This window comes from Pseudomonas sp. NMI542_15 (genome assembly GCF_021283425.1).
GTDB classification, from domain to species: domain Bacteria; phylum Pseudomonadota; class Gammaproteobacteria; order Pseudomonadales; family Pseudomonadaceae; genus Aquipseudomonas; species Aquipseudomonas fortuita.
Map to the genome: position 1 here is coordinate 389,659 of NZ_JAJSRO010000002.1, position 13,360 is coordinate 403,018.

Annotated in this window: 10 protein-coding genes; 6 read left to right on the plus strand and 4 right to left on the minus strand. The window is 64.0% G+C overall.

All coding sequences use genetic code 11. The annotated features are described in order from the left end of the window. Nucleotides 1-129: 129 nt before the first annotated feature. The 5 genes from LU684_RS05010 to LU684_RS05030 all read left to right on the plus strand — a co-directional run bounded on the left by LU684_RS05010 (nt 130) and on the right by LU684_RS05030 (nt 6,108). Nucleotides 130-2,577 (plus strand): TonB-dependent receptor plug domain-containing protein, encoded by a 2,448-nt coding sequence (locus tag LU684_RS05010; RefSeq protein WP_016486033.1) that lies wholly within the window; start codon nt 130-132, stop codon nt 2,575-2,577. Nucleotides 2,578-2,834: 257 nt separating this feature from the next. Beyond that, on the plus strand, nt 2,835-3,587 hold the full coding sequence (locus LU684_RS05015; RefSeq protein WP_060518762.1) for an ABC transporter permease: 753 nt from the start codon (nt 2,835-2,837) through the stop codon (nt 3,585-3,587). Nucleotides 3,588-3,597: 10 nt separating this feature from the next. Continuing rightward, complete coding sequence (locus LU684_RS05020; RefSeq protein ID WP_016486031.1) at nt 3,598-4,353, plus strand: ABC transporter permease; 756 nt, start codon at nt 3,598-3,600, stop codon at nt 4,351-4,353. A gap of 11 nt (nt 4,354-4,364) precedes the next feature. Beyond that, on the plus strand, nt 4,365-5,150 hold the full coding sequence (locus tag LU684_RS05025) for an ABC transporter ATP-binding protein (RefSeq protein WP_016486030.1): 786 nt from the start codon (nt 4,365-4,367) through the stop codon (nt 5,148-5,150). Between the two features lie 289 nt (nt 5,151-5,439). Beyond that, on the plus strand, nt 5,440-6,108 hold the full coding sequence (locus tag LU684_RS05030) for a class I SAM-dependent methyltransferase (protein ID WP_024717695.1): 669 nt from the start codon (nt 5,440-5,442) through the stop codon (nt 6,106-6,108). 59 nt (nt 6,109-6,167) lie between these two features. On the opposite strand, the gene quiC is transcribed toward LU684_RS05030, so the two are convergent. Continuing rightward, nucleotides 6,168-8,075, minus strand: a complete 1,908-nt coding sequence (quiC, locus tag LU684_RS05035) for a 3-dehydroshikimate dehydratase QuiC (protein ID WP_060518764.1) — start codon at nt 8,073-8,075, stop codon at nt 6,168-6,170. A gap of 289 nt (nt 8,076-8,364) precedes the next feature. Here quiC and LU684_RS05040 point away from each other — a divergent pair, with 289 nt between their 5' ends. Continuing rightward, complete coding sequence (locus LU684_RS05040) at nt 8,365-9,738, plus strand: MFS transporter (RefSeq protein ID WP_016486027.1); 1,374 nt, start codon at nt 8,365-8,367, stop codon at nt 9,736-9,738. Nucleotides 9,739-9,875: 137 nt separating this feature from the next. On the opposite strand, the gene LU684_RS05045 is transcribed toward LU684_RS05040, so the two are convergent. The 3 genes from LU684_RS05045 to LU684_RS05055 form a co-directional block, all read right to left on the minus strand. Next, complete coding sequence (locus LU684_RS05045) at nt 9,876-11,288, minus strand: DOPA decarboxylase (RefSeq protein ID WP_016486026.1); 1,413 nt, start codon at nt 11,286-11,288, stop codon at nt 9,876-9,878. Between the two features lie 200 nt (nt 11,289-11,488). Then, nucleotides 11,489-12,433, minus strand: a complete 945-nt coding sequence (locus LU684_RS05050) for a LysR family transcriptional regulator (protein WP_024717697.1) — start codon at nt 12,431-12,433, stop codon at nt 11,489-11,491. Nucleotides 12,434-12,575: 142 nt separating this feature from the next. Then, on the minus strand, nt 12,576-13,286 hold the full coding sequence (locus LU684_RS05055; RefSeq protein WP_016486024.1) for a YebC/PmpR family DNA-binding transcriptional regulator: 711 nt from the start codon (nt 13,284-13,286) through the stop codon (nt 12,576-12,578). Between the last annotated feature and the right edge of the window lie 74 nt (nt 13,287-13,360).

The window sequence follows — 13,360 nt, forward strand, 5'->3', positions numbered from 1 at the left end:
GGGCCTTAGCGCCGGCAAGCCAGCGCCCACAGGTACAGCACAGGGCCTGAAATGTGTGGGGACCTGTGGGAGCTGGCTTGCCGGCGATAAGGCCAGCACTGCCAATACATCATTCAGCAGGAACACCCCATGCCCCACCACAACCCCTTGGCCAGCGCCATCGCCCTGGCCATCGCCGGCCTCGCCGTGCCCGCATTCGCCGCCGAACCCGCAGACCGCCTCGACACCGTGGTCGTGGTCGGCACCCATCGCAGCGACGTCACCGCCCTGCAAAGCGCCGCCCCGGTCGATGTGCTGAGCGGTGAAAAACTCCAGGAAACCGGCGCCAGCGACCTGTCCGCAGCACTCACCGCGCTTTCGCCCTCGTTCAGCTTTCCGCAGTCGCCCCAGGGCGCCTTTGCCGGTTCCATCGCGCAGGGCGCCTCGCTGCGCGGCCTGGCTTCGGATCAGGTGCTGGTGCTGGTCAACGGCAAGCGCCGCCACACCAGTGCCAACGTCACCCGTCAGGGCCTGGTCAACGCCCGTGGCGCGGCAGCCGTGGACCTCAGCCTGATCCCGCTGTCGGCCATCGAACGGGTAGAAATCCTGCGCGATGGTGCGGCCGCCCAGTACGGCTCGGACGCTATTGCCGGGGTGATCAACATTGTCCTCAAGGAGCGCGACGAAGGCGGTAACGCCGGCTACCGCTTCGGCGGCTACAAAAAAGGCGACGGCCTGCAGCGCAAGCTCAGCGGCTGGAAGGGCTTTGCCTTGCCCAACGACGGCTTCCTGACCCTGGCCTTCGACGCCGGCAGCCAAGACCCTGCCAGCGACACCCGCGACGACAACCGCCTGTTCTACCCCGGTTCCACCCGCATCGATACCCCGCGCGAGCAGAACAACCGCTACCGCAACTGGCGCTGGGGTTCGGGCAATGTCTCGGACCAGTACAACTTCACTGCCAACGCCGAAATGGGTTTGAGCGAGGGGCTGAGCGCCTACGGTTTCGCCACCTATGCGCACAAAAATACCGATGCAGAGAACTTCTTCGACCCGCCCACCACACTGCGCAACAACTACGGCAGCGTAGCCCTGGCGCGCTACCCGGACGGCCGCCTGCCGGTCACCCGCTACGGCCTGGAAGACGTTGCCGTCACCGGGGGCTTGCGCTTCGAGGACCAGGCCCTGGGCAAATTCGACCTGGCGCTCAACTACGGCGACAACCGGGTCGACTCCACCGACCGCGACGCCATCAACCCCAGCTGGGGCAGCGCAAGCCCCTCGACCATCTACACCGGCCGCCGCGAAGCCGACCAGACCAACCTGACCCTGGACTGGACCCGTGACTTCGCCAACGACTGGCTGTTCAAGCCGTTGACCGTTTCCGCCGGGCTGGCCTGGCGCCAGGAACACTACGACCTCAGCGAAGGCGACGCCGCCGGTTGGTCCAACGGGCCGCTGTTCAATACGATCGACCCCATCACCGGCCGACGCATCCCTGGCTACTACTCGGGCATCACCCAGGTCGATGCCGTGTCACTGGACCGCCGCGTGATCGGTGCCTACTTCGATGTCGAAGCCCAGCTGACCGAAAAATTCCAGGCCGGCGTGGCCGTGCGCAGCGAGCATTATTCGGACTTTGGCGATACCACCAACGGCAAGCTGTCGCTGCGCTACGACTTCACCCCGCAGATCGCCGCACGCGCCAGCGCCAGCACCGGCTACCGTGCGCCTTCGCTGGTGCAGAGCGGGCTGTCGTCGTTCAGTGTGCAGGTGGTGGAACAGCCACCGGGCAGTGGCAACTGGGTCGAGGTGCAGCAACGCACCCTGCGCGCCGACAGCCCAGAGGCAGCCTTGCTCGGAGGCAAGGCGCTGAAACCGGAAGAGTCGACCAACTTCTCCGTGGGCCTGGTCTGGCGGCCATTGCCTAACGCCTCGGTCACACTCGACGCCTACCGTATTGACATCGACAACCGCATCACCCTGTCCGACCAGTTGCCTGCATCGGTGGTAGGCCCGATCTTCGCCGGTACGCCCTACGCCAACATCCAGAGCGCGGCGTTCTATACCAACATTGCCGACACCCGCACCGACGGTTTCGAGCTGGCAGGCCATTACCAGCTGGATGCGGGCCGCTGGGGGCGCGTGGATTTCAACGGCGGTTACGCGCGCAACAACACCCGCATTACCGGGCTGGACGATGTGGGCAGCATCCCCGGCAACCAGATCATTGGCCGCAACACCCAGGGGCTGATCGAGGATGGCACGCCCGAGGACAAGCTGACCCTCAGTGCCAACTGGCTGTATGACGGCTGGAGCGTCACCGTGGCCCAGCGCCGTTATGGTGAATGGAAGAACCGCAACGCTGCCAACCCCACGCTGGACCAGACCTTCAGCCCGCAGTGGGTGACCGACCTGGACGTGTCGTACCGCTTCGACCTGGGCCTGACCTTGTCGGCGGGCGCGATCAACCTGTTCGACAGCCACCCGGACAAGCTGGAAGGTGCGCAGCTGTATGGCGTGCCCAAGTATTCCATCACCAGCCCGGAAGGGGCGCAGGGAGCGTTCTACTACACCAGCGTGAGTTACGACTTCTAGCTGAAACCAGGTTGTCTTCTTCGCGGGCTCGCCCGCTTCCACAGGTACTGCACAGGTTCGCAGACGGGTGCCATCCTGTGGGAGCGGGCATGCCCGCGAAGAATCCAGCACCGATGCTGCTGACTGACTGCTGCTGTAGCAGCACCTCGCTGCTGCTCAAGCATCACCCTCGCCCTCCAGCCCCGCAATACGGGGCTCCCGCCCCCTGGCACAGCTCTTGCGATACACCTTTACCTTCTGCTTTCCCAAGGCCAGCCATGCGCGTGCTCCCTCATCTTTCCTGGTTCATCTCCCCCTTGGCCCTGCTTACCTGCTGGGCGGTGGTGGCCAATGCCGGGCTGTTTCCGGCCAACCTGCTGATCCCGCCGCTGGAGGTGTGGCACAGCCTCACCGACCTGCTGGCCACCGGCGAGTTGCAAGAGCACTTGGCTGGCAGCCTGTCGCGACTGGCCCTGGGCTTTACCGGCGGCGCACTGGCCGGCCTTGGTTTCGGCGCAGCGCTGGCCTTGTCGAAGACCGTGGAGGCCTACTGCGCACCGCTGTTCCACACCCTGCGCCAAGTGCCCAGCATTGCGCTGATCCCGATGTTCGTCCTGCTGTTTGGCGTGGATGAAACCTTCAAGGTGGTCATCGTCGCCAAGACTGCGTTTTTCCCGGTGGCACTGGCCACCTGCGAAGGTATCCGCGCCATCCCACGCAGCCATTTCGAAGTGGCGGCGGTGTACCGCCTGCGCTGGCCCACGCTGGTAGGCCGGATCGCCCTGCCCGCTGCGGTGCCGGCGATCGTCACCGGCATACGCGTGGCCCTGACCCGCGCCTGGGTGGTGCTGGTGGCGTGCGAGCTGCTGGCAGCCGACAGTGGCCTGGGGCAGATGATCGAGATGGGCCGGCAGATGCTGCGCATCGACGTAGTGATGGTTGGCGTGGTGCTGACGGGGCTGATCGGTTTCACCCTGGACTACACCCTGCGCCGCGTGGAACGACACTTGTCCGCCTGGCAAAGCCGTTGAGGAGGCTGTGATGAAACGAGCTGATTTGCGTGGCCTGGTACTGCCACTGTTGCTGCTCGGCGCCTGGGAGTACGCCTCGCGCCAAGGGGCGGCCGGGGCCTATGCGTTCGTGCCACTGGCGCAGGTGGGTACGGCACTGGCCGAACTGCTGGGCAGCGGCGAATTGCTGGTCAACCTGTGGGCCAGCCTGTTGCGCACCTGCAGCGGCCTGGCCATCGGCATGGTCGGCGGTGTCGGGCTGGGTGCGTTGATGGCCCTGTCCACACCCGCAAACCGCCTGATCGCGCCGCTGTTCCATGCCTTGCGCCAGGTGCCGATGCTGGGCTGGATCCCGCTGATCGCCTTGTGGCTGGGTAACGGCGAAGGCGCCAAGCTGCTCATCGTAAGCCTGGCAGCGTTGTACCCGATGGTGCTCAACACCTTCGAGAGCCTGCGCCAGGTTGCAGGCCAGCACCGCGAAGCGGCACGGGTGCTGATGCTCGGCCGCTGGCAGCAGCTTTGGCTGATCCTGTTGCCCGCCGCACTGCCAGGCATTGCCGCCGGGGTGCTGCAAGCCTTGGCCTTCGCCTGGGTTACCTCAGTGGGCAGCGAGCTGTTCCTGTCTGCCGGGGCCGGCCTGGGCAGCCTGATGATGAACGCCGAAGCTGCGGCGCGCATGGAGATCATTGTGGTCTGTGTGCTGTGCATCGGCCTGAGTGGCTACCTGATGTCCTGGCTGTGCACCCTGCTCACCCGCCGCCTGCTGCGCTGGCGCACCAACCATTGAAAGGCCCGACCATGAACGCCATCGCTCACGCTTTACCCACCACCGCCAGCACTGGCGCGCTGACCATTCGCGGCCTGAACAAGGCGTACCCGCTCAAAGGCAAGCATGTACCGGTGCTCGAAGGCATCGACCTGGACATCCGTCCTGGCGAATTCGTCAGCATTGTCGGCGCCAGCGGCTGTGGCAAATCAACCCTGCTGCGGCTGATCGTCGGCCTCGACCAGGACTACCAAGGGCAGATCCTGCTAGACCGGCAACCCGTGCGCGGGCCGGGCCTGGAGCGCGGTATCGTGTTCCAGGACCACCGCCTGTTCCCGTGGATGACCCTGCAGCAGAACATTGCCCTGGCCTTGAAAAACCATGCGCTCCCCGCAGAGGAGAAAAACCGCCTGGTAGCCGAGCACATCGAACTGGTGGGGCTGAGTGGTTACGAGCAGGCCTACCCGCACCAGCTGTCCGGGGGCATGGCCCAGCGCGCGGCAATTGCCCGGGCGTTGGTGAACAAGCCCAAGGTGCTGTTGCTGGACGAACCGCTCGGCGCACTGGATGCCTTGACCCGGGTACGGTTGCAGCAGGAGCTGCAGCGCATCTGGGTGCAGGAACGCTGCACGGTCATCATGGTGACCCATGACATCGAGGAAGCACTGTACCTGGGTGACCGGGTGCTCGTCATGGATGCGCACCCGGGGCGCATTCGCGAGGATTTGCGTATCGACCTGCCGCACCCGCGCCAGCGGGACAGCCAGGTGTTGCAGGGGTACAAGCAGCGGTTACTGGGCGAGCTGGTGGGGCATTGAGCGCGAATGATACTGTGCCTGGACCTCAACAAGGAGCTTCGCACACGCACCAAACACGTCGACCAGCGTATCCTCAAGCAATAGCTGCGTCCTTGAAGTTCAGGCTATGATCGGGCCCTATGCCTCGGACGTCCTGCCCATGCGCGTAGACCTTCAAGCCTTGTACCCCAGGCTCATCCACCTGAGGCTGGACACCGTGTTCGTGGTCGACAGGGACAACCAGATCGTCTTCATCAGCGATGCCTGCCCATCAGTGAATACACGCAAATTCACCCACAGGGGCACCACCATGCATGACCCTGAAAGCACCCTGCTCGACAGTTGGCAACACAACGCCCGGGCCTGGATCGACGCCGTGCGCAGTGGCGCCATCGAGAGCCGTCGGCAAGTTACCGACCAGGCCATTTTGCTGACCATCCTTGGCCGCCAGCCCGGACGGGTGCTGGACCTGGGCTGTGGTGAGGGCTGGCTGCTGCGTGCACTGGACGACCGCGGTATCGAAAGCGTGGGCGTCGATGGCGACCGGGCACTGGTAGAGGCCGCGCGCGCTGCGGGCTCGGCCGAAGTGCACCTGGCCAGCTATGCGCAGCTTGCCGATACGCAGGTTTATGTGGGCAAGGGCTATGACCTGGTCTGTGCCAACTTTGCGCTGTTACACCAGGACATCATCCCGCTGTTGGCGGCGATGAATGAGTTGCTTGTGCAAGGAGGGGCGCTCGTGATCCAGACCCTGCACCCCTGGAGCGTGGCGGGCGGTGACTATCAGGATGGCTGGCGAGAGGAGTCTTTTGCCGGCTTTGCCGGGGACTGGCAACCGATGCCGTGGTACTTCCGGACTTTGGCCAGCTGGCTGAATGCACTGGACATGGCCGGCTTGCGGCTGGTCAGTTTGCAGGAACCACAGCACCCGCAAAGTGCGGTGCCGCAGTCGCTGTTGATGGTGGCTGAGCGCCCCTGAGGCATACACGCTCGGTGCAGGAGCAGCCTTGCGCCACTCCTGCACCGACCGCGTCGGGGTCAGAGGACCGGCTTGCGCGCCGCGCCGCTGCGGGCCTTGGCCATGGCCGCCAGGCGCACCGGGACGTTGGCCGCACCGTAACCGGCATAGCCGCCCTTGCGCTGAATGATCTCGAAGAAGAAACGGTCCTCGAACGGCTCGGTGTACACGTGGAACAGCTCGCCGCCCTGAGCATCGCGGTCGTACAACACGTTGTAGTACGCCAGTTCGCTGAGGAACTCGTCATCAAAATCGAAGCGCGCCGCCAGGTCGTCGTAGTAGTTCAGCGGGATTTCCAGCAGCGGTACACCTGCCAGCTTGGCACGCGCCACTTCACGGAAGATATCTGCACAATCGAAGGCGATGTGATGAACCCCCGAGCCACGGTAGCTGGACAATGCATGAGCGATGGCGGTATTGCGGTTTTCCGAAATGTTCAGCGGTAGGCGCAAAGTGCCGCACTGGCTGCGCAGGGCGCGGCTCTTGACCAGGCCATACGGGTCGGGCAGCACCACTTCGTCGTCGGCGGCGAAACCGAACAGGCTCTTGTAGAACAGCACCCAGCTGTCCAGCGATTCGGCTGGCAGGGCCAGGGCCATATGGTCGATGCGGCGCAGGCCGCCAGTGGCCGCTGCATCCTTGTCCAGGCTGAAATCGGTGTCGTACAGGGTGTGGCCGGCGGTGCCCTGCTCTACCAGGTACAGCAGGCTGCCATCCGGCGCACGCACCGCCGGCACTTCGCACTCGTTGGGGCCGACCAAGCCGCGGAACGGCTGCCCGCGGAAGGCCGTGGCACGCTTCAGAGCGGCTTGCTGGTCGTTGACCCGCAGCGCGGTGGCGCACAGCGACGGGCCATGGGCCTCGAAGAAGTTGTGGCCGAAGGAGTACGGTTCGGCGTTCAGGACAATGTTGATATCGCCCTGGCGCAGCAGTTGCACTTCCTTGCTACGGTGCTTGCCGGCTTCGGCAAAACCCAGGCGCTTGAGCCAGCTGCCCAGGCGCGCCCCAACGGCTTCGTCGACTGCAAACTCAAGGAACTCCACGCCGTCATAGGTACTGGCCGCTGGTGGAGTGAACAGCACGCCAGGTTCGATCGGCGTGTTTTCCTGCTCCAGGCGCAAGCGGGTCTGTTCTTCGAGGTACAACAGCGACCGCAGACCATCGGCGGCATTCTGCCGGGTGGGCGCGGCGCGGAAGCCATCGTTGAAGATTTCCAGCGACAGCGGGCCGCGGTAGCCAGTGGCAAGAATCGGCGCCAGGAAACCGGCCATGTCCATTTCGCCCTGCCCCGGGAAGCAGCGGAAGTGACGGCTCCATTCCAGCACATCCATGGCCAGGATCGGCGCGTCGGCCATTTGCACGAAGAAGATCTTGTCGCCTGGGATGTCGCGGATCGCGCTCGGGTCGCCCTTGAGCGACAAGGTGTGGAAGCTGTCGAGGATCACCCCGAGGGCCGGGTGGTCCGCCTGGCGTACCAGGTTCCAGACTTGCTGGTAAGTGTTGACGTGGCGGCCCCAGGCCAGGGCTTCATAGCCAATGCGCAGGCCACGTTTGCCGGCATGCTCGGCTAAAAGGCGCAGGTCGTCGACCAGCAGCTGTTCGTCACCCAGGGCATCGGCCTGAACGTTGCTGCACACCAGCACCAGGTCGGTACCCAGCTCTTGCATCAGGTCGAACTTGCGCTCGGCGCGGTCGAGGTTTTTTTGCAGGCGGTCGCGACGGCAGCCTTCAAAGTCGCGGAACGGCTGGAACAGGGTGATGGCGATGCCCAGATCGGCGCACATCTGGCGCACCTGGCGCGGGCTGCCAGCGTAATAGAGCAAGTCGTTTTCGAAGATCTCGACGCCGTCAAAACCGGCGGCGGCGATGGCTTCGAGCTTTTCCGGCAGGGTGCCGCTCAAGGACACGGTAGCGATCGAACGCTGCATGGCGGGAGTTCCTTGTTGTTAGAAAATGACGGTGCCAGTCGGGTAAAAAAACCACTGTCACAGTTTATGGCACGATCAATTATTCGCAGGTAAAGTCGTCGCTTCAATCCCTTTGTACGGAATGGTTAGTTTTTCGTTCGATTATCGCACAAAACCCGTTTTAACGAATTGCTAGACCGCTGGCCCGTGGTCAACATGGACCACAGACGCAGGCATACCGACCACTGCCTCCTGCCCTGGCTAACCAACGGCGGAACCTGCGCAAACAACAATAACAACGGAGACAACGATGGCTCACTCCAGCTCGCAAGCCAAAAAAGCGACCGCCAGTGGATGGATAGGCTCGGCACTCGAGTACTACGACTTCTTCATCTACGCCCAGGCCGCTGCACTGATCTTCCCACAGATCTTCTTCCCCAATACCGACCCGAAAATGGCCATCATCGCCTCGCTGGCCACCTACGGTGTGGGCTATCTGGCGCGTCCGGTCGGTGCCTTCGTGCTGGGCCACTGGGGTGACACCCGCGGGCGCAAGAACGTACTGCTGCTGTGCATGTTCCTGATGGGCTTGTCGACCATGGCGGTAGGCCTGCTGCCCACCTACCACGACATCGGTTACCTCGCGCCAGCCTTGCTGGTGGTGCTGCGCCTGATCCAGGGCTTTGCCGTGGCCGGCGAAATCTCCGGGGCCAGTTCCATGATCATGGAGCATGCGCCGTTCGGTCGAAGAGGCTACTACGCCAGTTTCACCCTGCAAGGCGTACAGGCCGGCCAGGTGCTGGCGGCGGCAGTGTTCCTGCCACTGGCTTACTTCATGCCTAGCGAAGCCTTTACCGAATGGGGCTGGCGCATTCCGTTCCTGATGAGCGCCATCGTGCTGATCGCAGGCTTCATCATCCGCAAGGAAGTGCATGAAACCCCGGCATTCGTGAAGGAAGAGAAGCAGGAAAAGGTTGCCAAGTCGCCCATCAGCGAAGCCTTCCGTCACAGCTGGAAGCACATGGTGCTGGTGATGTTCATGGCCTTGATGAACGTGATTCCGGTGGTGGCCACCATCTTCGGCGCAGCCTACGCGGTGCAGCCGGCCTATGGCATCGGCTTCGACAAGAGCGTGTACCTGTGGATCCCGGTGGTCGGCAACATCGTCGCGGTACTGGTGATTCCGTTTATCGGCAACCTGTCGGACAAGATCGGCCGTCGCCCGACCATGATCGCCGGCTGCCTGGGCTCTGGCCTGCTGGCCTTCGTTTACCTGTATGCGATCAGCATCCAGAACGTGCCAATGGCATTCGCCGCCTCGATCGTGATGTGGGGCATGGTGTATCAGGGTTACAACGCGGTGTTCCCAAGCTTCTACCCAGAGCTGTTCCACACCCGCTACCGCGTTTCGGCCATGGCCATCGCGCAAAACATCGGCACCATGCTGACCGCCATGCTGCCCGCGCTGTTCGCCCTGGTTGCACCGCCTGGCTCGGACAACATCCCGCTGGTGGTCGGTAGCCTGGCGTTCTTCATCACCTGCGTGTGCGCCCTGGCCGCTTACATTGCCCCGGAAACCCACCGCCTGGCGATGGAAGACCTGGGTAACCCGAACGCCAAGCCGATGGAAAAGGCAGCGTATGAGGCGAGCCGCAAGGGTAGCTTTCAGGCGGTGAGCCACTGATAGACCGCCGGGGCGCTTCGCGCCCCATTCGCGGCACGAGGCCGCTCCCACATTGACCGCATCGCCTTCAAGCCATGCGCCATACCTGTGGGAGCGGCCTTGTGCCGCGGATGGGCCGCAACGCGGCCCCGGCAATCTCAGCCCTCAACCACTTCTTGCAGTCGCTTCCAAAGCGTCTCGACATGCTCCCGCTCAGTCGGCAGCGCCCCCACCGACACCCGCACCATCCATCGTCCGTCCAGCGTCGCCGGCGTCACATACGCATCCCCGGAGGCATTCAACCGCTCGGCCCACCCCTTGGTATGCGCATCCAGCGCCTCCCCTTCCAGCCCCGCCGGCCGATGGCGAATGCACAAGGTCTGCAATTGCACCGGTGCCAGCACTTCCCAGTGCGCCGCAGCCCCAACCTGCTCCGCCAGCCACCGGGCATTGTCCAGGTCACGCCGCAACCGCGCCTGCAACGCTTCAACACCCTCGCTGCGCAACATGAACCACAGCTTCAACGCGCGGAACCGGCGGCCCAGCGGGATGCCCCAGTCACGCAGGTTTTTCACCTCGCCATCCACCGCCGATTGCAGGTAGCTGGGGTTGGTGCTCATCACCCGGATCAGGTGCTGCGGATCACGCACGTAGTAGATCGAGCAGTCAAAGGCCACACCCAGCCACTTGTGCGCATTGACCACTACCGAATCGGCCAGCTCGATGCCGTCCCACATCCAGCGGCATTCGGGCAGGATCATCGCCGAACCGGCCATGGCCGAATCCACATGCAGCCACAGGCCATGGGCCTGGGCGATCTCGCCAATCGGGCGCAACGGGTCCAGCGCAGTGGTGGTGGTGGTACCGGTAGTAGCCACTACGGCGCATGGCTGGTTACCCGCTGCCAGGTCTTGCTCAATGGCTGCCTGCAGCGCCTGCGGGCGCAGGGCGTAGCGTTCGTCGGTGGGGATCAGGCGAATATTGTCGCGACCAAAACCCGCCAGCAACGCGGCCTTGTCCACCGAGCTGTGAGCGTGGGCGCTGACGTAGACGATCAGGGGTTTGGCCTGGGCTTGCAGGCCACCGCGCACCAGTGCGTAGTCGCTGGCGCGCTCGCGGGCGCTGATCAGCGCCACCAGGGTGCTGGTAGAGGCAGTGTCCTGGATCACCCCGCTCCATTGGCCCGACAGGCCGAGCAACTGGCGCAGCCAGTCGAGGGTGGTTTCCTCCAGTTCGCTGAGTGCGGGGCTGGACTGCCACGACAGGCCTAGCACACCCAGGCCGGTGCTGAGGAAGTCGCCGAGTACCGAGGACAGAGTACCGTTGGAGGGGAAGTAGCCGTAGAAGTCCGGATGCTGCCAATGGGACAGGCCGGGCATGACCAACCGGTTGACGTCGTCGAGGATGGCTTCGAAGGGTTCACCTTGCCGGGGAGCGGTGTCGGGCAAGGCGGCCTTGAGGTAGCCGGGCTCGACCTGGGCCATGACCGGGCGCTCGCCAACGGTCTGGCGGTAGTCGGCGATCAGGTCGATCAGTTGGTGGCCGTACTGGCGGAATTGTTCGGGGGTCACGTGGGCTCTCCTGTGGGTAATCCACTGCCTGTACTGGCCTCTTCGCGGGTAAACCCGCTCCCACAGGTACTGCACCAAGTTCTAGAACGGTGCAGTACTTGTGGAGCGGGTTTACCCGCGAAGAGGCCGGAACAGGCAACACAATGCCCCCAGTCTAGGCACCTATCCCCCGGCGAATAACCCCGCCTTGCGCATACCTGCTATGGCAAACCCGCATGCCCGCCCTGCACGCCAAACTGCGACTGACGCCACAGCTCGAACACCCGGTTGCGCAACCAGCGATGCTCGGCCGAAGCCTGCAGCCGCTGGTGCCACACCACCCAGTAGCGCTGGCTATGCTCGATAAAGCCCAACGGCCGCCAGGCCAGGTCATGCAAGCGGCACAGTTGCCGGGCGATGTGCTCGGGCACGGTGGCCACGGCCTGGCTGTTGGCAACGACCTTTACGGTGGCGGAAAAAAACGGCACTTCCAGGCTGACACGCCGCTGCAGGCCTTGGGCGCGAAGGTGACGGTCGATGAAACTGTCCTTGTCGCCACCGCCAGAAATCCGCACATGCTTGTGCGCCAGGTAATCGGCCTGGCTGAGCGAGGTGTGGGCGGCCAGCGGGTGATCGTGGCGCATCAGGCACACCGCGCGGTCCTCACCCAGCAAGCGCCCGTGCAGGTTGGGTGGCGACTCGTCGAACAAGGTGGTTGCCAGGTCGATTTCGCCGCTGGCCAGCAACGCATACTGGCCGGCCTGCCAGGTACGGTACTCCAGCGATACGCCGGGCGCTTCGTGTTCCAGCGCGGCCACCAGTAACGGCAGCATGTGCTCGGCCACGTAGTCCGAAGCGGCCAGGCAGAAACGGCGCTCACAGCGCGCTGGATCGAATACGGCGGGCTGGCGCAGGGCGTGCAGTTCTTCGAGGACCTGGCGTAGCGGTTCAACCAGGGCTTCGGCGTATTCGCTGAGTACGTAGCCGCGGCCTTGGCGAACCAGCAACGGGTCGTCGAAGGCTTCGCGCAGGTGGGCCAACTGGCGGCTGAGGGCCGACTGGCTGACGCCCAGGCGCTCGGCGGCGTGGCTGAGGTTTTTCAACTGCAGCAAATGGTCGAGGGTGCGCAGGTGGGCGAGGCTGAGGGAGGCGAAGGTGGGGTTCATGCAGGCTGCCTGCGGTGGCATTCAAGGGCCTATTCGCGGGCTCGCCCGCTCCCACAGGTTCACTGCTGTGCCGGAAGCTGCGGTGAACCTGTGGGAGCGGGCAAGCCCGCGAAGGGCCGCAAAGCGGCCCCGGATACACACATTAGTCAGTGAGGCCGACGTAGACGTTCTGCACGTCATCGTTCTCGTCGATCGCTTCGAGGAACGCTTCAACCTCAGCCAGTGCTTCAGCACTCAGGCTGGCTGCGCTCACCGGGTTCTTCGGGGTATAGCCGATTTTCGCCGCGGTCACGGTGAAGCCGTGCTCCGGCAGGGCCTTCTGCACGGCATCGAGGTCAGTGGTGTCGGTAATGAACAGGGTCGAGCCCTCTTCTTCACCTTCTTCGAAGTCCTGAGCGCCGGCTTCGATGGCCGCCATTTCCGGGTCGGCGTCACCTTCCGGGGTGGCTTCGATCAGGCCGACGTGGTTGAAGTCCCAGGCCACCGAGCCGCTGGCACCCAGCTGGCCCTTGCGGAACAGCACACGGATTTGCGCGACGGTGCGGTTGACGTTGTCGGTCAGGCACTCGACGATCAACGGCACCTGGTGCGGCGCGAACCCTTCGTAGGTTACTGCCGAGTACTGCACGGCATCACCGTCCAGACCAGCGCCCTTGCGAATCGCCCGCTCCAGGGTTTCACGGGTCATCGAAGCCTTCTTGGCTTGCACGATGGCCAGGCGCAGGCGTGGGTTCATGTCGGGATCGGCGCCCGATTTGGCAGCGATCTGGATTTCCTTGGACAGCTTGCCCATGACCTTGCCTTTGGCATTGGCCGCTGTTTCTCTATGTTTGGCTTTCCACTGTGCGCCCATGTCGACTCTCTTGTTTCAGCGGCCGGTTCAGGAAGCGACCGGCCAAAAGTGGGGGCATTTTATACGCCCTCGAG